Below are 23,594 nucleotides of genomic sequence, written 5' to 3'. Positions count from 1 at the left end.
GTCTCTGCTGCCCCCATGCACCTGATCGATATCGGCGCCAACCTCACCCACGATTCCTTCGATCGCGACCGCGACGCCGTACTGGACCGCGCACGCCAGGCCGGGGTGGTGCAGATGGTGATCACCGGCGCCAGCCGCGAGCATTCGCCGTTGGCCCTGCAGCTGGCGCAGCAGCACCCGGGCTTCCTGTACGCCACCGCCGGCGTCCACCCGCACCACGCGGTGGAATACACCGACGAATGCGATGCGGAAATGCGCGCGCTGCATGCGCATGCCGAAGTGGTGGCCGTGGGCGAATGCGGGCTGGATTACTTCCGTGATTTCGCCCCGCGCCCGGCCCAGCACCGTGCGTTCGAGCGCCAACTGCAACTGGCGGCCGACAATGGCAAGCCGTTGTTCCTGCACCAGCGCGACGCGCACGCCGATTTCATGGCGCAGATGAAGAACTTCGACGGCCGCCTGGGCCCGGCGGTGGTGCATTGTTTCACCGGCGAACGTGACGAGCTGTTCGATTACCTGGACCAGGATTGGTACATCGGCATCACCGGCTGGTTGTGCGACGAACGCCGTGGCGCGCACCTGCGCGAACTGGTGAAGAACATTCCGGCCAACCGCCTGATGATCGAGACCGACGCGCCGTACCTGCTGCCGCGCACCCTGAAGCCGATGCCGAAGGACCGCCGCAACGAACCGATGTTCCTGTCGCACATCGTGGAAGAGCTGGCCCGTGACCGTGGCGAAGACGTGGCGGTGACCTCAGCCAATGCCACCGCGGCCACGCGCACGTTCTTCCGGTTGCCCAACGCGGGTTGACCGCGGGGCGGCGTGGCCAAACGCCGCGCGTCGTGATGTTGAACGAACCGACGTTGCCGCTACGGTGCCGGCAACCCGCCAACGCAGGCATCGGGTAGCGCCGGGCCGTGCCCGGCGAGCGAATCGGCCAGATCTTCCAGCCCCTCGCGATACGTCGCAAACCGCGGCGCCCACCCCAGCGCTTCGCGCGTGCTACGGCTGTCGATGCGCTTGTTGCTGGCATAGAAGCGGCGCAGCGTCGCGCTCACCGCCGGGTCATCCCAGGCCACCGCCGGTGGCAGGGTGAAGCCCCCCAGCTGCGCGGCATACGCCAGCACGTCCTGCGGTGGCGCGGGTTCGTCGTCGGCGGGCAGGTACAGTCCACCCGGCACAGGCCGCTGCATCGCCGCGATGATCACCGCGGCCAGATCCTCCACGTGCAACCGGTTGAACACCAGCCCGGGGCGCACCACATGGCGGGCGCGGCCCTGCGCCAGCTGCAGCAGCGCATTGCGCCCGGGCCCATAGAGGCCCGGCAGGCGGAACACCGCCGATGCGCTGCCGCGTGCATCCGCCAGTGCCTGCCACTGCGCCTCCGCGCGCAGGCGTTGCACGCCCGCGGTGTCGGTGCTGTCGGCCACGCTGTGCGCATCCACCCAGCCACCATCGCGGTCGGCATACACCGAGGTGGACGACAGATAGACGACCCAGCGCAGCGCCGGGCTGGCCAGCAATGCAGGCTGCAGCAGGCGCAGCGCTGGATCACCCTCGGTATCGGCTGGCACGCTGCATAGCACGGCCTGCGCCTGCGAGACGGCCTGCAGCAGGGCCGCTGACGGCGCCGCATCGGCGCGCAGCGCGAACCGGTGTAGCCCATCAGCCGGCGCGGCGGTGGGGTCACGCACCGTGCCTGCCACCGGCACCCCCAGCGCCTGCAGGCGGGCGGCCAGCACGCGGCCACTCCAGCCCAGGCCCAGGATCAGCACCGGTGCGGGCAGCGCCGCGCTCACGCCGCGCGCTGCGCCTGGTAGGCCTGCAGGCTGCTGTAGGCCACCTGCAGCAGCAAGGCCTCCTGCCCGGCGCTGCGTGCACGGGCCAGCATGTCGCCCACGATCTGCCCAGCCTCGACCTGCTGCCCGGCTTCCAGATCGCGCAGCATCGAGGCTTTCAGCGCCGAACCTGCCTGGGTCAGGGTGCTGCGGGCAACGTCCTGCGCATCATCGGGAATCGGTTCGCCGGCGGCTTCGGCCACGGCCAGGCATTCGTCGTACAGGCCGCGCACGATGGCCTGGCCATCATCGGTGGCCACGATGGTGCCGATGTCCGCGCGCAGCAGGCAGGTGGCGGCGGCCAGCGCGGTCAGGAAGGTGTACTTGATCCACTGCTCCTGGCCGATCTGGCCGCTGGCCAGGTGGTCCACGCCGGCCTGCACGCAGGCGGCAGCGAAGGCCTGCACGCGCGGCGACAGGGCGCCGCCATCACGCTCGCCGAAGGTCAGCTTGGCCGGCCGGCCCAGGTGCAGCACCGCGCCGTCGGCGGCCTTGGTGGCACTGATGAAGCACAGCCCGCCCAGTACCGCCTCGCGGCCGAAGCGTGCGTCCAGCGCGCCGTAGTGGTGCAGTCCATTGAGGATCGGCAGCACCGTGGTACCGGCACCCACGGCCGGGGCGATGGCATCGATCGAACTGTCCAGGTCGTAGGCCTTGCAGCTCAGCATCACCAGGTCGAACGGCTGCGCGGCGGCCAGCGCGGGCAGGGCATCGGCGGTGACATGCTGCACCGGGAAGCGCGCATCGCCCAGCGGACTCTGGATCACCAGCCCGTCGCGGTCGAGCTGGGCGGCGCGCGCGGGGCGCACCAGGAAGGTCACATCCACGCCGGACTGGGCCAGGCGGCCGCCGAAGTAACCGCCGGTGCCACCGGCACCAAGAATCAGGATACGCATCACACCGTCACCGCAGTTGAGGGGTCACCTGCCGATTGTGCCGGAGATCGCGGCCCGCGGCGGTTGGCTCCTTCCGAATTCGGTGTCGCCGCAGAAAGAAAAGCCGGGCATGCGCCCGGCTCTTCAGCTGCTGGCATCCACGCAGCACATGGATTACCCGGCAGGGTTCAATTGATCGCGGTGATGAAGGCCGGATCCTTGATGGTCTGTTCAATGTTGAGCTTGATGGTCTCGTTCAGCGAACCAAAGATGTTCACGAACTTGGAGGTGTTGCGCTGCACGTTCTTCACCTGGTCGTAGACCACCTGGCCCTGCGGGTCGGTCACGATGTAGCGCACGCGCAGCGTCCAGTCCACGCTGTAGCCCAGATCGTCGATCAGGAACTCTTCGACCTTGCCGCTCAGCACATTGCCTTCCTTGTCCATCTTGATGCCGACCAGGCGCAGCTCGGAAAACACCGCATCGCGCATGATCGCATCCACGTTCTTCTCGAACAGGATGTTGCCCATGGCGGTGTTGCGCACCTGGTTGGGCTTGATCTCCCCGCCCTTGGCCGGCAGGTATTCGAACGCGGTCACATCCACCCGGCCTTCGGCAGTCAGCACCGAACTGGGGGCGTAGTTCAACGGAATGGGCCGGGAAGCGCAGCCGGCCAGAACGAGCAGGAACAGCGATGCAGCGACGAGCCGGGCAGGGCCGGCAGTACGACGGGTGAACATCTGGTTGGGTCCCCTGGTGCGTCCATGACATATGAAAAACCAGCCGGCCCGGGGGCCCGCTGGTCGGTCTGATGAAGCGCATCGATTAGACGACCGAACCGGGCGCCAGGCAAGTGCCCTGGCGCCACCGGTAGCGGTTCACCCCCGCAGGGGGGGAACCTCAGCTGCGCATGCCCACGCCGCGGCGCAGCAGCCACAGCGCAAGCGCGGTCAGCACCACCACGAAGCCGATCATCAGGGCATAGGCCACCCACACCGGCACATCGCTGCTGCCCAGCAGGCCGTAGCGGAACGCGTTGACCATGTAGAAGATCGGGTTGGCGTGGGTGGCCGCTTCGGCCCAGGTCGGCAGCAGCTTCACCGAATAGAACACGCCACCCAGGTAGGTCAGCGGGGTCAGGATGAAGGTCGGCACGATCGCCACGTCATCGAACTTCTTGGCGTACACCGCGTTGATGAAGCCGGCCAGCGAGAAGATGGTCGCGCCCAGGATCACCGTGCTCAGCGTCACCAGCGGGTGCGGGATGCGCACCGGGGTGAAGAACATGGCGATGATCAGCACGATCACGCCAACCATCAGGCCGCGCAGCACCGCACCGGCCACGTAGCCCCACAGGATCACCCAGTTCGGCATCGGGCTGACCAGCAGCTCTTCCACGTGGCGGCCGAACTTGGCGCCGAAGAACGAGGAACTGATGTTGCCGTAGCTGTTCTGGATCACGCTCATCATCACCAGGCCCGGCACGATGAACTCCATGTAGCTGTATTCGCCCATGTCGCCCACCCGCGAGCCGATCAGGCGGCCGAAGATGAGGAAGTACAGGGTCATGGTGATCGCCGGCGGCACCAGGGTCTGGCCCCAGATGCGCAGGATGCGCGCGACTTCCCGGCGCACGATGGTCATCAGCGCGATGCGGTTGCGCTGGCCGTCGGTCAGCTCGGTGGTGCTCATGCAGACGTCTCCTGGTTGCCGGTGAGGCGCACGAACAGCTCCTCCAGGCGGTTGCTCTTGGTGCGCATCGAACGTACGCGGATGCCGGCCTCGTTCAGCGTGGCGAACACGCGGTTGAGGTCCATGGCGCGCGGCATGTCGATGTCCAGCGTGTGCGCATCGGGCGCGGTCAGGGTCGCGCCCTCGATCACTGGCAGCTGCGCCGGCAGGTCACCGTCGATGTCCAGCAGGAAGCCTTCCACATCAAGTTTGGCCAGCAGGGTGCGCATCGGCCCCTGCTCCACGATCTGGCCGTGGTTGATGATGGCCAGGTTGCGGCACAGGTACTCGGCCTCTTCCAGGTAATGGGTGGTGAGGATGATCGTGGTGCCGGCGGCATTGATCTCCTTCAGCACTCGCCACATGTCGCGGCGGATCTCGATGTCCACGCCGGCGGTGGGTTCGTCCAGGATCAGCAGGCGCGGCCGGGTCATCATCGCGCGGGCGATCATCAGGCGGCGCTTCATGCCGCCGGACAGGGTGCGGCTCATCACCTGCGCCTTTTCCCACAGGTGGGCACGCTTCAGCTCCTCTTCGGCGCGCTGCTCGGCTTCCTCGCGGGCCACGCCGTAGAAACCGGCGTAGTTCACCAGGATGTCGAAGGGCTTCTCGAACAGGTTGAAGTTGATTTCCTGCGGCACCAGCCCGATCAGGCGCATGGTGGCACTGCGGTGCTGCACCAGGTCGCTGCCGAACACTTCCACCTTGCCCTGGCTCAGGTTGACCAGGGAGCTGATGATGCCGATCAGGGTCGATTTGCCGGCGCCGTTGGGGCCCAGCAGGGCGAAGAAGTCGCCCGGGGCGACCTCCAGCGAGACCCCCTTCAGGGCCTGGGTGCCGTTGTCGTAGGTCTTGCGCAGGTCGCGCACGCGCAGGGCGGGCGCCGTTTCGTTCAGGGAAGCCAAGCTTGCAGCCTTCGCGCCCATGGGCTGGCGCAGGAGAGGGGCGGGGAGGGTCTATTATAGAAGACCCCGAGGGCTTGCCCCGGCTACACACTGTCCCGAAAAGTCGTGCCTGTCCAATTCCCCATCAAGCTGGTCGGCCGCCGCATGCTGGCGCCGACCATCGGCCACTACCAGTTCGTGCGTGATGACGGCCAGCCGCTGGATTTCCAGCCCGGCCAGTTCATCCAGGTCCATTTCGCCTACGCCGACGGCACCGAAACCAAGCGCAGCTACTCGCTGGCAACCATCCATGACCACGCCCTGGGCCCTGGCGAGGCGGTCGACATCGCCGTCAGCTTCGTGCCCGGCGGCGCCGCCACGGCGCTGTTCGAGGCGCTGGACATCGGCGGCCAGGTCAGCGCGTCCGGCCCGTACGGCCGCTTCTGCCTGCAGCCCGGCGACCACAATGCCCGCTACCTGCTGATCGCCACCGGCACCGGCGTCACCCCGTACCGGTCGATGCTGCCGCTGCTGGCAACGGCCATGGCCGAGCGCGGCGTGCAGGTAGTGCTTCTGCAGGGCGCACGCAGCCCCGGTGAACTGCTGTACAGCGATGATTTCTACAGCTTCGCCGAAAAGCACCCGAACTTCCGTTATGTGCCGTGCCTGTCGCGCGAACTGCCGGCCGAGCCGCACCCGGACGTGCACCACGGCTACGTGCAGCAGGCCCTGGCCGGCATCCAGCCGGACCCGGCCACCGACATCGCCTACCTGTGCGGCAACCCGGACATGGTCGATGCCTGCGCCGAGGCGCTGAAGGCGGCCGGCCTGGGCAACCCGCAGGTGCGGCGCGAGAAGTACGTCAGCAGCAAGTAGGTGGCCTAGATGGCAGGTGGCAGCGGGCGGGGCACAACCTCCACCGAGGCCTGCGTGGTGCCGGCAAGGCCTGCCATATCCACGACCAGATGCCAGACGCCGCCCGATGGGATGGTCAGGTCGAACGGGGACTGCCGCACCAGACCACCATGGTAGTGGTGGCGTCTCCCGCTCCGGTAACTGGAAAGGTTGCTGGTGGTCATGAGGCGGACGTTGGCCGCCCGGGTCAGCGTGATCCGCAGCACGTCACCTGCTTTCAGATGGCCAAGGTCCCACTTCAGAAAATTCATGCGGTGTGTTCCTTCGTGTATGAGCCGCCGGCCACCGCAGCGGCGACGGCCGGCACGTGCGCGCTGCCGGCCGTCGGCACCGCGCTCATTCAAGGGTCAGTAGGGAATCCAGGCATTCCGCCAGGCCGAGCCCACGCCATCGCGCAGGATGCCCACGCGCGCCTGTGCGGCAGTGGCATGGGTCTTGCGCGCCAGCACCAGCGGCCATTGCGTCGGCGGGGTCACGTCACTGCCCTCGAAGCGCACGTCGGCACAGGTGTAGAACGCCTCCTGCGAATCCGAGCGCTGCCAGGTGTTGCGGATCACGTGCTGGCCGCTGCGCTCGGGCAGCGGGACATCCAGTTTGTACACGCCACCTTCCGACAGCGGCACATTGCCCAGGGTGCAGAACGCTTCCAGATCTGAGTCGCGGCGAGGGCGAGCAGGAGGCGGGGGGGGCATGTAGGGTGTCCTTGGGCGTGTGGAAGAGCGTCCAGTCTCCGAATCAGGCGCTGTTCCGACCATGCAACGATTCCTAAAAGCGCACGAATGCGAACGCGTTAACCGTTTCCATGGGACGTGCACCGCAAAGCCCGTGCTCTCCTCGCCCGTGCACGGGCCCCCCTGCAGCATCAGGACCGCCAGGACGCGCAGGGAACCTGGGCTGGCAGGGCTTTTCGCCCGTGCCGGTGCCGCGCTGCACGGCGCCAAGGCCGAGCGCAGACAGCGCCCAGCGCGATTGCCCATCGCCGCCAGCAGCGCGCCCGTGTAAGTTGTCCCCTGCAGTTGGTCACATCCGCCGCGACCGCGCGTCGTGGTCGACAGGAACGTCCTCCAGGGGAAACACGCACGATGCAAAAGCACCCACTTGTACTGGCCGGGGTACTGGCCAGCCTGCTTGCCGCCGGCTGCAGCGCGCCGCCTTCCGCTGGCACCGCCGATGGCGGTGACAGTCCCAGCCGCCGTTACGGCCAGATCGATTTCCGTCCCTGCACGCTGTCCACCGTGGGCGCCAGCGCCAACGTGGAAGCACAGTGCGCCACCTTCAAGGTGCCCGAGGACCGCGCCAACCCGGCCGGCCGCAGCATCGACCTGCGCATTGCCCTGCTGGAAGCGGGCAACAGCGGTGCCGGTGCGCCGGACCCGGTGTTCTTCCTGGCCGGTGGGCCGGGCCAGGCCGCCAGCGAGGTGGCCGTCATTGTCGATACCGCCCTGCGCCAGGTGCGCAAGCAGCGCGACATCTTCCTGATCGACCAGCGCGGCACCGGCGGCTCCAACCCGCTCAGCTGCCTGGGTGCCGATGGCAAGGAACTGCAGCTGGACGAAGACGCTGCGCCCACCGAAGCGGTGATGCGCGACTTCGCCACGCAGTGCCTGGCCTCGCTGAAGGGCCGTGCCGACCCGCGCTTCTACACCACCACCGAAGCCATCGCCGATCTGGACGCCGTGCGCCAGGCGCTGGGTGCGGAAAAGCTGAACCTGGTGGGCGGCTCGTATGGCACGCGCGTGGCCCAGCGCTATGCCATGGCCTACCCGCAGCACACCCGCAGCATCGTCATTGACGGCGTGGTGCCCAACGACCTGGTGGTCGGCGGCGAGTTCGCCAAGACCTTCGACAACGCCATCACCCTGCAGTCGGCGCAGTGCCGCAAGGATGCCGCCTGCAGCACGCGCTTCCCGGTGGATACCCGCGAACAGCTGCGCAGCGTGGCCGACACCCTGCGCCGCGCGCCGGTCACTGTGGATTACCGCGACCCCGGCACCAATGCGCCGCGCCAGGACGTGCTGTCGCCGGACAGCGTGGCCGGTCTGGCGTTCGCTTTCTCCTACGTGCCCGAATATTCATCGCTGCTGCCGCTGGTGCTGGATGAAGCGGCGCAGGGCCGTTACGCGCCGCTGGCCTCGCTGGTACGCGGTGCCACCCGCAGCATGGATTTCCAAATCAACCGCGGCATGCAGTGGTCGGTCATCTGCAGCGAAGACGCGCCGCGCTTCCAGGCCCCGCCGGAAAGCGATGACGCCCTGTTCGGTGCCGAAGCGGCACGCGCGTTCTTCGCCGCCTGCCCGGTGTGGCCGCACCAGCCGGCGCCGGCAGCCACCACCGCCGCGCTGAAGGGCGATCTGCCGGTGCTGCTGCTGTCCGGCGAACTGGACCCGGTCACCCCGCCGCGTTACGCCGACCAGGTGGTCAAGGGCCTGCCCAACGGGCGCGCCCTGGTCGCCCGCGGCCAGGGCCACGGCACGCTCAGCGCCGGCTGCATGCCGCGCCTGCTCGGCCAGTTCATCGACACCACCGACGCCAAGGCACTGGATGCCAGCTGCCTGGACACGCTGAGCTACGTGCCGGCATTCACCTCGTTCAACGGATGGGCCCCATGATCGTCGCCGAGAACCTGCACAAGGGTTTCGACACCCGCACCGGCCGCATCCAGGCCGTGGCCAACGTCGGCTTCACTGCTGCTGATGGCCGCATCACCGGCCTGCTGGGCCCCAACGGCGCCGGCAAGACCACCACCATGCGCATGCTGTACACGCTGATGACCCCCGACCAGGGCAGCATCACCGTCGATGGCATCGACGCGGCGCGCGATCCGGTGGAAGTGCGCCGCCACCTGGGCGTACTGCCCGACGCCCGCGGCGTCTACAAGCGGCTGACCGCGCGCGAGAACATCGCCTACTTCGGCGAACTGCACGGCCTGTCGGCGCAGCAGATCCGCGAACGCACCGAGGTGCTGTCGCATGCGCTGGACATGGGCGACATCCTGGACCGGCAGACCGATGGCTTCTCGCAGGGCCAGCGCACCAAGACGGCCATCGCGCGCGCGCTGGTGCACGACCCGCGCAATGTCATCCTGGACGAACCCACCAACGGCCTGGACGTGATGACCACCCGCGCACTGCGCCGGTTCCTGCTGGGCCTGCGCGAAGAAGGGCGCTGCGTGATCCTGTCCAGCCACATCATGCAGGAGGTGGGCGCGCTGTGTGACCACATCGTCATCATCGCCAAGGGCACCGTGATGGCCGCCGGCAGCAGCGATGAACTGCGTGCACAGGCGGGCGAAACCAATCTGGAAGATGCGTTCGTGAAACTGATCGGCAGCGAAGAGGGCCTGCACGCATGAGCATGATGTCGACCCTGATGACGGTGATGCGCAAGGAACTGCGCGATCTGTCGCGTGACCGCCGCACGCTGGCGCTGACCCTGCTGTTCGGGCCGCTGCTGTACCCGCTGCTGATCCTGGGCATGGGCAAGCTGTCGGAAAGCCGGGTGCGCACGCAGATTGAACAACCGCTGCAGATTCCCACCATCGGCGCCGAACACGCGCCCAACCTGGTGCGCTTCCTGGCCGCACAGGGCCTGAATGCCACCACCGCACCGGCCGATCTGGCCGAGGCCATCCGTTCGCAGGAAATAGATGTTGCCCTGCGCATCAGTGCCGATTTCGGCAAGGACTGGGCCGACGGCAAGCCGGCGCTGGTGGAAGTGATCCGTGACAGCACCCGGCGTGCCGCCGAAGTGCCCAGTGCGCGGTTGCAGGCGGCGCTGGCCACCTACAACGGCCAGGTGGGGGCACTGCGGTTGATGGCACGCGGCGTGGATGCCCAGGTGGCACGCCCGCTGGATGTGGCGCAGCAGGACATGGCCAGCGCCGAAGCCAAGCGCGGCATGATGCTGTCGCTGCTGCTGCCGGTGCTGCTCACGCTCACCTCGTTCATCGGTGGCGCCTACCTGGTGATGGATTCCACCGCCGGCGAGCGTGAGCGGCAGTCGCTGGAGCCGCTGTTGGCCACGCCCGGTTCGCGCAGTGCGATTGTCAGCGGCAAGATCGCCGCGGCCTGCGTGGTCGGCTTCGCCTCGCTGCTGCTCACGCTGGTGGCCTTCAAACTGAGCGCGCAGATCGCCCCCGGCAACGTCGGCCGTCAGTTGAACATGAACATCGTGTCCATGCTGCAGATGCTGCTGGTCATGCTGCCCATGCTGCTGATCGGTACTTCGCTGCTGACCTACCTGTCGGCCGCTGCCAAGAGCATGAAGGAAGCGCAGAGCCACATGACCTGGCTGGTGCTGCTGCCCATGCTGCCGGGCTATGCGCTGATGGCCTACCCGGTGAAGAGCGAGCTGTGGCAGTACGCGGTGCCGTTCCTGTCGCAGAACCAGATGCTGTTGAAGGTGATCCGCCACGAGGCGATCTCGCCGACGGTGTGGGGCATCTATCTGGGCGCCAGCCTGGGCCTGGCCGCGGTGCTGTGGTTCGCTGCCGTGCGCCGCTACCACAATGAGCGCTTGGCTATTTCTGGCTGAACCGGGGCGCGCGCAGAGTGACCGCCGCCCCGAGGGGAGGCGGTCGCCGTGCCAGAGCCTCGATCGCGATGGCATCGGCATGCGCGGTCCCATCGCACAGGAAGGCGGCGTAGCGCAGGGCACGCTCCTGCGCATCTGCGCCCAGCGCCAGATACTGCGGGTGCGCGGTCAGCAGCGCATCTTCGCGCAGGCCCAGGTTGCCGTGGATGCTGGACCAGGCGTGCTGTTCGGGGTGTTCCACCGCACGCGCATGCACCGGTCCCCGCTCCACATGGCGGTGCGCACCCAGCAGATAGGCCGGGTCATGCAGGGGCAGGCACTGCAGTCCGGTCTGCCACCGCGGCGGCGGGCGCCCATGCCGTTGGCTGAAAGCCCGGCTGTAGGCGGCGCAGCACGCGCGCAGCGCACGCACCACGCCATCGCCTGTGCGCGGCGTGGCCAGCAGGTGCAGGTGGTCATCCATCACCACGTAGGCATGCAGCAGCAGCCCATGCTTCAGCAGCGCGCTGTGCAGCAGCGCCAGCAGCTGGCGCCGGTCGTCGTCGTCGACGAACAAGGTGGCCGGGTGGCGCGCGCGCTGTCGCACCAGGCAGGGCGGGTAGGGGGATGGTGGCGGATGGCGCATCGCGCGGGCCTGGCGCAGGGAATCCCCCAGCCTGCACCGCCCGCAACGGCGGCGCGAGCGGGCAACAGGCCAGCAAGGCCTGCGGCGGGCCGGCGGCGGCGGCCTCGCAGCCAGAGGCGACAGGTTCCCCGCGCAAGGCCCAATACCCACAACGCAACAGGGCCCGGATCGCTCCGAGCCCTGCAGGCAGCATGCCATCGTGTCGGGTGGATCAACCGCCCGGCGCGAACACCAGCGTGCGGCGGGTGGTGACCGGTGCACCCACCGGCTCGAAGCGCCAGCGCTTCACCGCGTTCAGTGCCTCGCGGTCGAACACGCGCGACGGCGTGGCGCGCAGCACGCGTGCATTGGTCACCGAACCGTCGGTGCCCACGGTGATCTCCACCAGCACTTCGCCGGACGTACCCGAGCGCAGCGCCTCAGACGGATAGCGCGGCGCCGGGGTGCTGACCGGGCGCAGGCTCGGTGCCGCGGTGGCGGCGGCCTGGCGCGCGGCCGTCGCGGCCTGGGCAGCCGCCTGCTGCTGCTTCTGCTCGGCCTCGCGGCGTGCGGAGGCCTGGCGTTCGGCATCCTGGCGCTCGCTGTCGCGGCGCGCCGCGTCCTGCTGGGCGGCAATCTGCTTGGCGGCCTCGGCTTCCTTCACCCGCTGGTCGGCCAAGCGCTGCTGTTCCACCAGCTGCTTGGCGCGGTCCTCGGCGTCCTTCTTGACCTTGGCGGTCTCGTCTTCGGTGCGCTTGGCAGCCACCTGCACGCCCTTGGTCATGCCTTCCTTCAGGCGCGGCAGGGCCGGGGCGGACGGGTCCACCTTCTCGATCAGCGCCACCAGCCGCTGGGCTTCGCTGAAGTCCTCGCGGCCCAGGTGCTGTTCGGCGGCAATCAGCGTGTACGGCAGCAGGTCGGTCAGCGCGCTCTTCACCGAGGCGTCGTCCGGGGTCTTGTCACGCAGGGCCAGGTAGTACTCGATGGCGTTGTCGCCGGCCGGCGCGTACATGCGGTTTTCGCGCAGGGCCTGGCTGGCGGCCTCGCGCAGCTGTTCGGTGCCCATCGACTGCACCTTGGCGGCGACCGCCGGTGCGGCGGCATCGGCCGGGGCCGTTGCGGCGGGCGCGGCGGCGCCGGGTGCGGCAGCGGCGGGTGTTTCTTCCTTGCCCGAGCAGGCCGCCAGGGCCAGCACCAGGGCAACCGGCATCCACCGGCGCGCGGCAGCGATCGTAGAGACGTGCGACATCCTGCTCCCCTTTAGAAGACGACGTTACGTAGTGCGTGTGGCTGCAGCGCCGGGATCGGGATCCGGGCGTGGTCGCCGGCGTTTCCCGACGCCGGCGCCGACTGCGGCGAGGGTGCAATCTAGCATCCCCGCCGCCATTGCGTACAAGGGCCAATGGCCGTGGCCGGCAGCAACGCTGGGTTGCCGCCGGCCCGGCAGGCTCAGTGCGCGCCGCCCTTGCCATGGTTGTCGGCCTTGTCATGGCCGGTGGACATCAGCTTGTCGGTCCAGGCAATGCCGATGGCCGACAGGATGAACACGCAGTGGATGATGGTCTGCCACAGCACGCCATCGGCGGTCAGCATGGCGCAGCGAGCCGCACCGATGTTGGCGGCGGCCACGGCCATCTGTTCCGGGGTGCACAGCGGAATGCCGCCCAGCGCGCCGGTGGCAATGAAGGTCTTCAGCAGGTGGATGGAGGAAATGCCGATGATCGCCATCGCCAGCTTCACCTTCAGCACGCTGGCATTGACGTGGCTCAGCCATTCCGGCTGGTCCGGGTGGCCTTCCAGGCGCAGGCGCGACACGAAGGTTTCATAGCCACCCACGATCACCATCACCAGCAGGTTGGAAATCATCACCACGTCGATCAGGCCCAGCACGATCAGCATGATCTGCTGCTCGCCCATCGAGGCCGAGTGGGAAATCAGGTGCCACAGCTCCTTGCCGAACAGGAACACGTAGACGCACTGCGCCACGATCAGGCCCAGGTACAGCGGCAGCTGCAGCCAGCGCGAGGCGAAGATCAGCGAGGACAGCGGGGACAGGGGGCGTTGGGGGCTCATGCAGGACAGTGCGTTGCGGGGAAGCGGCGAGGTTACCGGCCCACCATGACGGTGCCAAGCCAACCAACGCACTAGACTGGCACTTTCCTGAACGACGCCGAGCCGACGCCATGATCGACCTGTATTACTGGCCCACCCCGAACGGCCACAAAGTGACCCTGCTGCTGGAAGAAACCGGACTGGATTACCGCGTACACCCGGTCAACATCGGCGCCGGCGACCAGTTCAAGCCGGATTTCCTGGCCATTTCGCCCAACAACAAGATGCCGGCCATCGTCGACCATGCCCCGGCCGACGGCGGCGCCGCGCAGAGCGTGTTCGAATCCGGCGCGATCCTGCTGTACCTGGCCGAAAAGACCGGCCAGTTCCTGCCCACCAACCCGCGCGGGCGCATCGCCACCCTGGAATGGCTGTTCTGGCAGATGGCCGGGCTGGGCCCGATGAGCGGGCAGATGGGCCATTTCAACGTGTATGCGCCGGAAAAGATCGGCTACGCCATCGAGCGCTACGACAACGAAGTGCGCCGCCTGCACGGGGTGATGGACAAGCGCCTGGCCGAGCACGCCTACCTGGGCGGCGCCGAGTACAGCATTGCCGACATGGCCAGCTACCCGTGGATCGGCGCCTACGACAAGATTCCGGTCGATTTCGCCGCGTTCCCGAACCTGAAGCGCTGGCACGAAGCCATCGCCGCGCGCCCGGCCACCCAGCGCGCCTACGCCCTGCGCGACAAGGTGAATCCCAACGCCGGCAAGCCGCTGAGCGACGAAGAGCGCAAGCAGCTGTTCGGCCAGCGCTGACGCTTGCAGAGACCGGGGTCAGATCCCTTTGCACCGCAAAGGGCTCTGACCCCCGCTGGCCATGGGCAGAAGGTCATGCTGCCTTCGCGCACCGGCTTGGTTAGGATGGACACTGACGTTGCCCGGGATGTCCCATGCGCCACCTGTTCGCCTCGCTTGCCCTCATGATCGCCACCAGCACTGCCGCCCACGCCGAAAAACTCACCCTGGAAGCCATCACCGGCCCGCTGCCGCTGTCCGGCCCCACGCTGATGAAGCCCAAGGTGGCCCCGGACGGTTCGCGCGTGACCTTCCTGCGTGGCAAGGACACCGACCGCAACCAGCTGGACCTGTGGAGCTATGACATCGGCAGCGGCCAGACCCGCCTGCTGGTGGATTCGAAGGTGGTGCTGCCCGGCACCGAAACCCTGAGCGACGAAGAAAAGGCGCGCCGCGAGCGCCAGCGCATCGCCGCCATGACCGGCATCGTCGATTACCAGTGGGCACCGGACGCGCAGCGCCTGCTGTTCCCGCTGGGCGGCGAACTGTATCTGTACGACTTGAAGCAGCAGGGTGCCGCGGCCGTGCGCCAGCTCACCCACGGCGAAGGCTTCGCCACTGATGCCAAGCTGTCGCCCAAGGGCGGTTTCGTCAGCTTCATCCGTGGCCGCAACCTGTGGGTGATCGAGCTGGCCAGCGGCAAGGCCGTGCAGCTCACCCACGATGGCAGCGCGACCATCGGCAATGGCGTGGCCGAATTCGTGGCCGACGAGGAAATGGACCGCCATACCGGCTACTGGTGGGCGCCGGATGATTCGGCCATCGCCTTCGCCCGCATCGATGAAAGCCCGGTGCCGGTGCAGAAGCGCTACGAGGTGTATGCCGACCGCACCGATGTGATCGAGCAGCGTTACCCGGCCGCCGGCGATGCCAACGTGACCGTGAAGCTGGGCGTGATCGCGCCGGCCGCCGCTGCCGCGCCGCGCTGGATCGACCTGGGCAAGGAACAGGACATCTACCTGGCGCGCGTGGATTGGCGCGATGGCCAGCGCCTGACCTACCAGCGCCAGTCGCGCGACCAGAAGCAGCTGGACCTGGTGGAAGTGGACCTGGCCGGCAAGGGCACGCGCACGCTGGCCCATGAAACCAGCCCGACCTGGGTGCCGCTGCACAACAGCCTGCGCTTCCTGCAGGACGGCAGCCTGCTGTGGTCGTCCGAACGCAGCGGTTTCCAGCACCTGTACCGCATTGCCAATGACGGCAAGACCACCGCGCTCACCCACGGCAACTGGCCGGTGGACGAACTGCTGGCCGTGGACGAAGCGGCGGGCAAGGTCTATTTCCGCGCCGGCATCGACTCGGCACGCGAAAGCCAGATCTACGCCGTATCGCTGCAGGGTGGCGCGCCGCAGCGTCTGTCGCAGGCCCCGGGCATGCACAGCGCCAGCTTCGCCCGCAACGCCAGCGTGTATGTAGACACCTGGTCCAACAGCAACACCCCGCCGCAGATCGAGCTGTACCGCGCCAATGGCGAGAAGATCGCCACCCTGCTGCAGAACGATCTGGCCGACCCCAAGCACCCCTACGCGCGCTACCGCGACGCGCAGCGGCCAATTGAGTTCGGCACGCTTACCGCCGCCGACGGCAAGACCGCGCTGAACTACAGCATCATCAAGCCGATCGGCTTCGACCCGTCCAAGCGCTACCCGGTTGCCGTGTACGTGTATGGCGGCCCGGCCAGCCAGACCGTCACCGACAGCTGGCCCGGCCGTGGCGACCATCTGTTCAACCAGTACCTGGCCCAGCAGGGCTACGTGGTGTTTTCGCTGGACAACCGCGGCACCCCGCGTCGCGGCCGTGATTTCGGCGGCGCGCTGTACGGCAAGCAGGGCACGGTGGAAGTGGCCGACCAGCTGCGCGGCGTGGCCTGGCTGAAGCAGCAGCCCTGGGTGGACCCGGCGCGCATCGGTGTGCAGGGCTGGTCCAACGGCGGCTACATGACCCTGATGCTGCTGGCCAAGGCGTCGGACAGCTATGCCTGCGGCGTGGCCGGCGCACCGGTCACCGACTGGGGCCTGTACGACAGCCACTACACCGAACGCTACATGGACCTGCCCAAGCGCAACGACGCCGGCTACCGCGAAGCGCGCGTGCTGACCCACATCGATGGCCTGCGCTCGCCGCTGCTGCTGATCCACGGCATGGCCGACGACAACGTGCTATTCACCAATTCCACCAGCCTGATGAGCGCGCTGCAGAAGCGTGGCCAGCCGTTCGAACTGATGACCTACCCGGGCGCCAAGCACGGCCTGTCCGGCGCCGACGCGCTGCACCGCTACCGCGTGGCTGAAGCCTTCCTGGAGCGCTGCCTGAAGCCCTGATCGCGACTGGGAAGGAGCCCGCCGATGCCGCTGCCACCGCCCGTTCCCGCACATGCCGCCCCCGCCACCGGCTGGTGGCGGCGCCACTGGCGCTGGGCCATGCCGCTGGCCGTGGTGCTGCTGCTGGCCAGCCTGGGCGGCGCCACCGCGTGGAGCCTGCTGCGCTGGAGCGAGGCCGCGCGCGACAGCGCACCCATGCGCGAGGCCATGCGCCGCGCCGGGTGCAGCATTGAACTGGTGCAGGCCTTCGGCGAACCGCTGCAGGCCGACGCGATGCCGGTGGGCAGCATGCAGACCGCGATCGACGGCCAGCGCAATGTTGGCCTGATCGTCGGCTTGCAGGGACCGGATGCGCGCGGGCGACTGTTCGTGCAGGGCAGCCGTCGTGATGACGTCTGGGATTACCCGGTGATGTACGTGCTGGGCGAGGACGAACAGACCTTCGACCTGAGCGCGCTGGACGATGCGGAGGCCGCAGAGGAGTGTGCGCTGCGGGAATGCCGTGCCCGGGGCGGGTGTGGGGTGGGGTTGGCGTTGTGATGGGGTGTCGCCAGGTCGCTGCAGGGGCTGTCGCGATCTGCCGCGGTTGAACCCATCTCCTTCGATCAGGCTTTCTGTTGGATCAGCAGATCCTGTGTGAGATTTTCTACTACCGACATTGCACGACGTCGTTGAGCCATTTGGCTATTGGTGAAGCCTTCGATTTTTGCTGCCTTCATACGCACGATTCATAGTGTGAGCGGTGTCTCTGCGCGTGGACGTACCTTCATTCCAATCATTGATCCGTTGCAGCGTGCGTCCAGCTGCAGCATTTCTCCTGATCCTGGAAGGAGCGTGCGATGCGAAGGTATGCAATCACAAGATGGATGGCCGTGACGGTCTGCTTGCTGGCCTCTATCGGGCCCGCCATGGCGGCCGAGCCACTGCTGCAGATGCTTCCAGATGCAATGCTGGATGCAGCGGCACAGCAACTGCGCAGTGTTGGCGACGATGTGGACTGGGTACGCCGTGTTCGCGTGAACGAGGCGGCCTTGGCCGCTGATGAGCTTACGGTCGATCTCCACGACACCGTTCTGCATCTCGTTCGAGATCCCACCGCGCCTTTGTTCGAGGATGCCCAGCATGTGATCTACCGGCCTACGCACGGCGAACACCCGCATCGAGAAGTACGTACGCTCTCAGGATTGCAGTGGGTCGGTAGAGTGAAGCTCCTCGGGCCGGGTGTCGAGGCCACGCCTGGGCAGTCCAGACCGGTGAGAATCTGGTCGGACGCGTCGGGAACGCATGCACGATTCAGTTACGGGTTCTGGAACTACGCGCTCGACGGCGAGCGGTTGGTAAAGCGGGACGTGCGCCGCGTCCGACGCGACGAGCGGGACGATGTGAGGGACCGGCGGCCGGATCGGCCGGTTCCCGACCTGCCAGCGGAGCGTACCTCTGGGCGGACCACTGGAGGCCCCGACGTTGTCCGGATCGCGTATGGCTTTGCGATAGGCGCGGTGGCAGATGGGCTCGATCCTGCAATTGAACAGGTGCGGGCAGCGGTGAGCGAAGCCAATGCAGGACTGGCAGCAAGTGGCATTGAACTGGTACTGCAGACGGCGGCAAATGCGGTGCCCGGCTACAGCGAATCCACACTTGACCAGACCTTGGACGATCTGGCGCAGGGCAGACAGGGACCGCTCTGGCTGCTGCATGTGGCCCGGGAAGGTGAGCGCGCCGACGTCATGGTGATGGTCATCGATACGGGGACCAGCACGCCTGCATGTGGGCTGGCTCAGCAGATACTGGCCACCAGGGAAACCGCTTTTCTCGCTGTCGAGCGACGGTGTCTGGATCATCACACCCTGGCACATGAGATCGGCCATCTGCTTGGAGCAGATCACGATCCCGAGAATGCGACACTCGATCCGCCACGATTCGCGCACGGGCATGGCTCTCGTGTCAAAGGGGAAGGGGCGCCGGGTTGGCGTACGGTCATGGCGTTGGAGTGCAGTGAAGGCACGTGCCCACGGGTGAATCTGTGGTCATCCCCGCTCAACCAGCACGAGGGGGTGCCAACGGGATCGGCTGAGCTTCATGACAACGCGCGCGTGCTGCGCGAGACGAAGGGGATCGTTGCTGCCTTCTACCCGGATCCGGCATCGCATGGATCTGGCTCACCAAGGTTCTAGGAATAATCCGAAATTCAACCGACAGCACAGTTCATGCCTTGAACGTGCCGGTTATTTCGGAGATAACTTCGCCCATGCGGCCCAGCCGCTTTACCGGAACAGGGACGATCCGACGTACAGCACGCCATGGCGATGCTGGCGTGTGGGTGTTCCTCCTCCGGTGCGAACCCCGCCCAGGAGTGGAGAACAGGGATGTTGAACGTATTCGATAGGTCAGTGCGCAAGGTGCTGGCCACGGTAGCACTGGGGGGCGTCATTCCGCTCTCCGTGCAGGCTCAGGAAGTCGAAAAAAAGTGGGAAAGTTACCTGTCAATGGGACAGGCGCGCACCACTGAAACTGCGGTGCAGCAGGATATCAAGACGTTCTTTTCGCACTACGAGGACGACAAGCCGTTTACCTGGGAGGTTCAGAGACAGCGCGTATTGGCGAAAAAGACGGTGTACGACTATCGGGTAAAGCCCGAGCGTATCGTCAGCACCGACTGGGCCTACACCTACGCTGATCAGGAATACGCAGACGAGGATGCGGTGCGTAAGGCAATCCTGGCCACACGAGCCAGTGATCCGCAGTGCGCTGCTACCACGTTGGTGGAAGACGAATGGACAGAAGTGGGTGGCCTAGGCCGTGGCGATGACGGAAGCGTCACGCACGCAGAGAAGAAGTTTCACTACACGGTCAATCATTACTTCGCTGGCACGCAGCAATGCACTGCGATGCAAGGCTGGGAGCACGCTCTTCGCGACAGGAGCGCCTTGTGTCCGAATCGGTCTGCCATGCTGTGGGATGAGTCCATACAGATGTGCTCGCTGCTGGAGCAGGACGAGCCGGTCATGGCGCCCATACTGTCCTATACAAGCTCACCGCTTCCGCCGCAGCAATGCTCCGTCGGAAACCCCTGTGATCCGACCACTGGCGACAAATCCCAGCCAGAACTGGATCTGGATCTTGGCTGGGTCACCTTCCGTCGCCACTACCATTCCCTGACCAGCACCGCAGGCGGAGCCCTGGGCACCGGCTGGACGCACTCGCACAATCTCCGGCTGACGGCTGCGGTGGACGATTCTACGTTCCCGCCAAGCATAGAACTGAACGTTGGATTGGTCGAGGGTGACGGCGGCCAGATCGCCTTCCAGAAGGTCGGTACGCAATATGAAGCTATGGATGGCAGCGGCGACCGGGCCGTGCAGCAGGGTAGCAACTGGCTACTGTCGCGGGCGGACGAACGCATTATCTTCGATGCGTCCGGTCGCATGCAGCGCCGCGAGCATGAAGATGGAACGGCCCTGACCTATGAGTACGATGGCCATGGACGCTTGCTCACCATCACGCATTCGACTGGGCGGCAATTGGTCCTTCACTATGCTGTCGCGTTCGATGATTCGCTCATCTCCTCACTGTCACTGTCAGGACAGGCTGTGGTGGCTTATGGCTACGCGGCTGGGGGGCAGCTCACCAGCGCCACCTATGCCGATGGCGGCGTTCGCACCTACCACTACGAGGACGCGCGGTTCGCGTCACACCTGACGGGTATCACCGCAGAGGACAGTCGCCGCTACAGCTGGTACGGATACGACGCAAAGGGAAGAGTCACCTGTAGCCGTCATTCAGGTGACTGTACCTTGGCAGATGTCGGCATTGATGGTGTCAGGCTTGACTACACGACTGCAGGTCCGGTGGTCGTAACCGACGCGCTCGGAGAGCAGGCTACCTATGGGCTGACGGCAAGTGGCGCCAGCGGACTGCCGCGCAAGGTCAATGGCATCACGGACAGCAATGGCACGGTGGGCCATATCTATCTGCCGGAAGGCACTGATTTCCGCCGTCGTCTACAGTCTTCCACGGACCGACGCGGAACAGTTACCCAGTACGTGTATTCGGAAGCATCGGATCCTGTCGTTGGTACTGTGTCCGTGAGGACAACCACCGAGGCCGTTGGATCGCCGGAACAACGTGTCAGCGAGAGACGCGTCGCATTGGACAGCAATCGCCTGGCGCAGCAGACCGTAGGCAACCAGGAAGTACGCATTGCTCGCAACAGCCGTCTGCAGCCTGCAGCGACCACCGTGCGCGACACCGTTACGAATCAGACGCGCATCACTACGCGAAACTACTGCGAGGCAGTCAGTGCGGACTGCCCGTTGGTTGGGCTTGTGCGTAGCATCGATGGCTCACGTACCGATGTAAACGACGTCACCAGCTACGCCTACTATTCGGAGGATGACGCAGGATGCGTGAGCAATGGGGCCTGCAGTCACCATAAGGGTGATCTGCGTAGTGTGACCAATGCGCTCGGACACACGGTCGAGATGCTCTCCTACGATCCCTTCGGGCGTCCGCTGTCAGTGCGCGATAGCAACGGCGTGGTCACCGATTACAGCTATCACCCGCGCGGTTGGCCGACATCGATCACGGTGCGCGGCGCGACCACGGCTGACGACCGCTCGACCCAGATCAGCTACTGGCCCACTGGCCAGGTGCAACAGGTGACCGAGCCTGACGGCAGCAGCGTCACCTACGTGTACGACGCGGCCCAGCGCCTGACCGATATCGCAGACAGTGCCGGGAACACCATCCATTACACGCTGGACGATGCCGGCAACCGCCTCAACGAGGACACCGTTGATGCGGGCGGCACCCTGCGGCGCACGCTGGCGCGGACCTACAACACCCTTGGCCAATTGACCGCGCTGAAAGATGCGGGCAACCATGCCACCGGCTTCACTTACGACGCCAACGGCAACCCGCAGACGGTGACCGATGCGCTGCAGCGTGTGACCAGCCAGCAGCACGATCCGCTGAACCGCCTGGCCCAGACCCTGCAGGATGTGGGCGGCGTGGCGGCAGAGATCCGTAGCCAGTACAACGCGCTGGATCAGGTTACCCAGGTGACCGACCCCAAGGGGTTGCATACCACCTACGCCTACAATGGATTTGGTGATCTGACCGGCCAGGTCAGCCCCGACAGCGGCACCAGCAGCTTCACCGTGGATGCGGCGGGTAATCGCAAGACCCGCACCGATGCACGTGGCGTTACGGCCACCTACAGCTACGATGCGCTCAACCGCCTGATCGGTGTTGCGTATCCAGATCCGAATCTGGATATCGGCTACAGCTACGATGTGGCGCCGGCCGCCTGTGCCGCCGATGAGCGCTTCGCCAAGGGGCGCCTGGGCCAGGTGCTGCACGCCAATGGCAGCACCCAGTACTGCCATGACCGCTTCGGCCAGATCACCCGTAAGGTGCAGACGATCAACGGTGTGGCCAGCACCTTGCGCTATGCCTACAGCAAGGCGGGCCGCCTGACCGCGCTGACCTATCCCGATGGCAGTGTGGCCGACTATGTGCGCGATCCCCTGGGGCGCATCAGCCAGGTTGGCTTGACCCGCCCGGGTCAGTCGCGGCGGGTGGTGGTCGACAACGTGACCTACGCCGCCTTCGGCCCAGTGACGGGATGGAGCTATGGCAATGGCCGCCAGCTGCAGCGTCCGCTGGATCTGGATTACCGCCCGCAGGCGGTACACGACCCGGCTGCCGGCGGCCTGTCACTGAGCTACGGGTACGATCCGGTGGGCTCCATCACCGAATTGAAGAATGGCGCGGGCTCAGCCGTGTTGGCCACGTATGCCTACGACACGCTGGGCCGCCTGACCCAGACCCAGGACGGTACGACGGGCACGCCGATTGAGACGTATGCGTACGATGCCACCGGCAACCGCACCGCATTGACCACCGCGGCCGGTGTGGCCAGCTATACCTATCCCGCCAGCAGCCATCGCTTGACCGCGGTGGATGGTGAAGCCCGCAGCCATGATGCGGCGGGCAATACCACCAGCATTGGCAGCAAGGCGTTCACCTACAACGACGCCAACCGCATGAATGCGGTGAAGCAGGGCAGCGCAGTGCTGGAAAGCTATGCCTACAACCATCGTGGTGAGCGCGTGCTGCGTACCCCGGCGGGCGGCACTGCGCAGATCACCTTGTACGACGAGGCAGGGCAATGGCTGGGCAACTACAGCGCAAGTGGTGACGCGCAGCAGCAGGCGATCTGGCTGGACAATTACCCGGTCGCGCTGATCAATGTGCCCGCTGCGGGCGTGCCGGAGCTGGCCTACATCCAGCCCGATCACCTGGGTACCCCGCGCGTGGTGATCGACCCAGTGCGGGATGTGGCGATCTGGGAGTGGAGCAACAAGAGCGAAGTGTTTGGGAACCAGATCCCGAGTGCCGACCCGGACGGTGATGGTGTGGCGTTCGAACTGGCGCTGCGCTTCCCGGGCCAGCAGGCGACGGATGCGAGTGGGATGTTCTACAACTACCAGCGCGAGTATGACCCGGCGGTGGGGCGGTATTCGCAGAGTGACCCGATTGGGTTGGTGGGAGGGATAAACACCTATCTCTACGTTCGCGGTACACCAACTGTTGAAGTTGATCGGTCCGGTCTGTGTCCGGCATGCGTACTGCTGCCATTGGCCGCACCCGAGGCAGGCGCAGCTGCTTTGTCTGCCCTTGCATGGGTCGCAACCGCTGTAGGCGCGGGTTGGATCGGAAGCGAATTACTTGACCAACTGAAGACTGGGGATGCGGCAAAGCCAAAGAATTGCCCGACAGGCACTCTGCCAATTGACACAGCAAAGAAGAAATTTGGCTTGGACCATGATGCAGTCGAAACAATCAAGGACGGCGCAGGGGCTGGCGCAAATACTTGGACCGGCATAGCTCCGAACGGAGACATTTGGGTAGGAACGCCGGATGGAAAGGGTAGGGATGAAGGTAATATTAGTGACTATGGATATTAACGATAAA

19 protein-coding genes and 1 pseudogene are annotated in these 23,594 nt (G+C 66.2%); 10 read left to right on the top strand and 10 right to left on the bottom strand.

The window, feature by feature from the left end; translation table 11 throughout:
- Nucleotides 1-15 precede the first annotated feature (15 nt).
- Nucleotides 16-813, top strand: coding sequence for a TatD family hydrolase (locus C1922_RS19490; protein ID WP_108751291.1), 798 nt, complete (start codon nt 16-18; stop codon nt 811-813).
- A 59-nt stretch (nt 814-872) separates the two neighbouring features.
- Here C1922_RS19490 and C1922_RS19485 read toward each other — a convergent pair whose 3' ends face one another.
- From C1922_RS19485 to C1922_RS19465, 5 genes are all read right to left on the bottom strand, one after another.
- Entirely contained in the window at nt 873-1,802 is a 930-nt protein-coding gene (locus tag C1922_RS19485; RefSeq protein WP_108751290.1) for an NAD-dependent epimerase/dehydratase family protein, read from the bottom strand.
- Nucleotides 1,799-2,737, bottom strand: coding sequence for a 2-dehydropantoate 2-reductase (panE, locus tag C1922_RS19480; RefSeq protein WP_108751289.1), 939 nt, complete (start codon nt 2,735-2,737; stop codon nt 1,799-1,801). Before panE ends, C1922_RS19485 begins: the two co-directional genes overlap by 4 nt.
- A gap of 167 nt (nt 2,738-2,904) precedes the next feature.
- Nucleotides 2,905-3,456: a hypothetical protein gene (locus tag C1922_RS19475; protein WP_108751288.1), complete on the bottom strand. Its 552-nt coding sequence runs from the start codon at nt 3,454-3,456 to the stop codon at nt 2,905-2,907.
- Nucleotides 3,457-3,616: 160 nt separating this feature from the next.
- Nucleotides 3,617-4,408 (bottom strand): ABC transporter permease, encoded by a 792-nt coding sequence (locus C1922_RS19470; protein WP_108751287.1) that lies wholly within the window; start codon nt 4,406-4,408, stop codon nt 3,617-3,619.
- A complete protein-coding gene (locus tag C1922_RS19465) occupies nt 4,405-5,373 on the bottom strand; it encodes an ABC transporter ATP-binding protein (protein WP_164274990.1) in 969 nt (322 codons plus the stop codon). The genes C1922_RS19470 and C1922_RS19465 overlap by 4 nt, the downstream gene beginning before the upstream one ends.
- Before the next feature lie 84 nt (nt 5,374-5,457).
- On the opposite strand from C1922_RS19465, the gene C1922_RS19460 reads away from it, so the two are divergent.
- Complete coding sequence (locus C1922_RS19460; protein WP_108751286.1) at nt 5,458-6,207, top strand: ferredoxin--NADP reductase; 750 nt, start codon at nt 5,458-5,460, stop codon at nt 6,205-6,207.
- 5 nt (nt 6,208-6,212) lie between these two features.
- Here C1922_RS19460 and C1922_RS19455 read toward each other — a convergent pair whose 3' ends face one another.
- Both C1922_RS19455 and C1922_RS20840 read right to left on the bottom strand, forming a co-directional pair.
- Entirely contained in the window at nt 6,213-6,497 is a 285-nt protein-coding gene (locus tag C1922_RS19455) for a DUF1883 domain-containing protein (protein ID WP_108751285.1), read from the bottom strand.
- A 132-nt stretch (nt 6,498-6,629) separates the two neighbouring features.
- Nucleotides 6,630-6,914: pseudogene (locus C1922_RS20840) on the bottom strand (lytic polysaccharide monooxygenase); the annotation flags it as partial.
- Between the two features lie 414 nt (nt 6,915-7,328).
- Here C1922_RS20840 and C1922_RS19445 point away from each other — a divergent pair.
- From C1922_RS19445 to C1922_RS19435, 3 genes are read left to right on the top strand one after another with little or no spacing between them, the layout of a single operon-like run.
- Entirely contained in the window at nt 7,329-8,855 is a 1,527-nt protein-coding gene (locus tag C1922_RS19445) for an alpha/beta hydrolase (RefSeq protein WP_108751283.1), read from the top strand.
- Nucleotides 8,852-9,598: an ATP-binding cassette domain-containing protein gene (locus tag C1922_RS19440; RefSeq protein ID WP_108751282.1), complete on the top strand. Its 747-nt coding sequence runs from the start codon at nt 8,852-8,854 to the stop codon at nt 9,596-9,598. The genes C1922_RS19445 and C1922_RS19440 overlap by 4 nt, the downstream gene beginning before the upstream one ends.
- Nucleotides 9,595-10,779, top strand: a complete 1,185-nt coding sequence (locus C1922_RS19435) for an ABC transporter permease (RefSeq protein ID WP_108751281.1) — start codon at nt 9,595-9,597, stop codon at nt 10,777-10,779. Before C1922_RS19440 ends, C1922_RS19435 begins: the two co-directional genes overlap by 4 nt.
- On the opposite strand, the gene C1922_RS19430 is transcribed toward C1922_RS19435, so the two are convergent.
- The 3 genes from C1922_RS19430 to C1922_RS19420 form a co-directional block, all read right to left on the bottom strand.
- Complete coding sequence (locus C1922_RS19430; protein ID WP_234413399.1) at nt 10,766-11,404, bottom strand: transposase; 639 nt, start codon at nt 11,402-11,404, stop codon at nt 10,766-10,768. The genes C1922_RS19435 and C1922_RS19430 overlap by 14 nt on opposite strands.
- A 211-nt stretch (nt 11,405-11,615) precedes the next feature.
- The gene (locus C1922_RS19425) at nt 11,616-12,632 is read right to left on the bottom strand and encodes a TonB family protein (protein WP_108751279.1); all 1,017 of its coding nucleotides are present in this window, start codon (nt 12,630-12,632) and stop codon (nt 11,616-11,618) included.
- Nucleotides 12,633-12,832: 200 nt separating this feature from the next.
- Nucleotides 12,833-13,456: a TIGR00645 family protein gene (locus tag C1922_RS19420; RefSeq protein WP_108751278.1), complete on the bottom strand. Its 624-nt coding sequence runs from the start codon at nt 13,454-13,456 to the stop codon at nt 12,833-12,835.
- A 110-nt stretch (nt 13,457-13,566) separates the two neighbouring features.
- On the opposite strand from C1922_RS19420, the gene C1922_RS19415 reads away from it, so the two are divergent.
- The 5 genes from C1922_RS19415 (at nt 13,567) to C1922_RS19395 (ending at nt 23,587) form a co-directional block, all read left to right on the top strand.
- The gene (locus tag C1922_RS19415; RefSeq protein ID WP_108751277.1) at nt 13,567-14,256 is read left to right on the top strand and encodes a glutathione S-transferase N-terminal domain-containing protein; all 690 of its coding nucleotides are present in this window, start codon (nt 13,567-13,569) and stop codon (nt 14,254-14,256) included.
- Between the two features lie 134 nt (nt 14,257-14,390).
- On the top strand, nt 14,391-16,616 hold the full coding sequence (locus C1922_RS19410; RefSeq protein WP_108751276.1) for a S9 family peptidase: 2,226 nt from the start codon (nt 14,391-14,393) through the stop codon (nt 16,614-16,616).
- 24 nt (nt 16,617-16,640) lie between these two features.
- A complete protein-coding gene (locus C1922_RS19405; RefSeq protein WP_108751275.1) occupies nt 16,641-17,156 on the top strand; it encodes a cytochrome c oxidase assembly factor Coa1 family protein in 516 nt (171 codons plus the stop codon).
- A 326-nt stretch (nt 17,157-17,482) separates the two neighbouring features.
- Nucleotides 17,483-18,790, top strand: coding sequence for a M12 family metallo-peptidase (locus tag C1922_RS19400; RefSeq protein WP_159092049.1), 1,308 nt, complete (start codon nt 17,483-17,485; stop codon nt 18,788-18,790).
- A 192-nt stretch (nt 18,791-18,982) separates the two neighbouring features.
- Nucleotides 18,983-23,587 carry an RHS repeat-associated core domain-containing protein gene (locus tag C1922_RS19395; RefSeq protein ID WP_234413398.1) on the top strand — a complete coding sequence of 1,535 codons (4,605 nt, stop codon included), beginning with the start codon at nt 18,983-18,985 and terminating at the stop codon, nt 23,585-23,587.
- Nucleotides 23,588-23,594 lie beyond the last annotated feature (7 nt).

It is taken from the genome of Stenotrophomonas sp. ZAC14D2_NAIMI4_7, from assembly GCF_003086675.1.
GTDB lineage: Bacteria > Pseudomonadota > Gammaproteobacteria > Xanthomonadales > Xanthomonadaceae > Stenotrophomonas.
This window is presented reverse-complemented; position numbering and strand designations above follow the sequence as displayed.

Bases quoted from the DNA above. Each gene is read 5' to 3' on its own strand.
- C1922_RS19420 (WP_108751278.1), bottom strand. From the start codon at position 13,456: ATGAGCCCCCAACGCCCCCTGTCCCCGCTGTCCTCGCTGATCTTCGCC.
- C1922_RS19475 (WP_108751288.1), bottom strand. From the start codon at position 3,456: ATGTTCACCCGTCGTACTGCCGGCCCTGCCCGGCTCGTCGCTGCATCG.
- C1922_RS19410 (WP_108751276.1), top strand. From the start codon at position 14,391: ATGCGCCACCTGTTCGCCTCGCTTGCCCTCATGATCGCCACCAGCACT.
- C1922_RS19430 (WP_234413399.1), bottom strand. From the start codon at position 11,404: ATGCGCCATCCGCCACCATCCCCCTACCCGCCCTGCCTGGTGCGACAG.
- C1922_RS19395 (WP_234413398.1), top strand. From the start codon at position 18,983: ATGTTGAACGTATTCGATAGGTCAGTGCGCAAGGTGCTGGCCACGGTA.
- C1922_RS19440 (WP_108751282.1), top strand. From the start codon at position 8,852: ATGATCGTCGCCGAGAACCTGCACAAGGGTTTCGACACCCGCACCGGC.
- C1922_RS19425 (WP_108751279.1), bottom strand. From the start codon at position 12,632: ATGTCGCACGTCTCTACGATCGCTGCCGCGCGCCGGTGGATGCCGGTT.
- panE (WP_108751289.1), bottom strand. From the start codon at position 2,737: ATGCGTATCCTGATTCTTGGTGCCGGTGGCACCGGCGGTTACTTCGGC.
- C1922_RS19405 (WP_108751275.1), top strand. From the start codon at position 16,641: ATGCCGCTGCCACCGCCCGTTCCCGCACATGCCGCCCCCGCCACCGGC.
- C1922_RS19465 (WP_164274990.1), bottom strand. From the start codon at position 5,373: ATGGGCGCGAAGGCTGCAAGCTTGGCTTCCCTGAACGAAACGGCGCCC.
- C1922_RS19400 (WP_159092049.1), top strand. From the start codon at position 17,483: ATGGCCGTGACGGTCTGCTTGCTGGCCTCTATCGGGCCCGCCATGGCG.
- C1922_RS19470 (WP_108751287.1), bottom strand. From the start codon at position 4,408: ATGAGCACCACCGAGCTGACCGACGGCCAGCGCAACCGCATCGCGCTG.
- C1922_RS19445 (WP_108751283.1), top strand. From the start codon at position 7,329: ATGCAAAAGCACCCACTTGTACTGGCCGGGGTACTGGCCAGCCTGCTT.
- C1922_RS19435 (WP_108751281.1), top strand. From the start codon at position 9,595: ATGAGCATGATGTCGACCCTGATGACGGTGATGCGCAAGGAACTGCGC.
- C1922_RS19415 (WP_108751277.1), top strand. From the start codon at position 13,567: ATGATCGACCTGTATTACTGGCCCACCCCGAACGGCCACAAAGTGACC.
- C1922_RS19490 (WP_108751291.1), top strand. From the start codon at position 16: ATGCACCTGATCGATATCGGCGCCAACCTCACCCACGATTCCTTCGAT.
- C1922_RS19455 (WP_108751285.1), bottom strand. From the start codon at position 6,497: ATGAATTTTCTGAAGTGGGACCTTGGCCATCTGAAAGCAGGTGACGTG.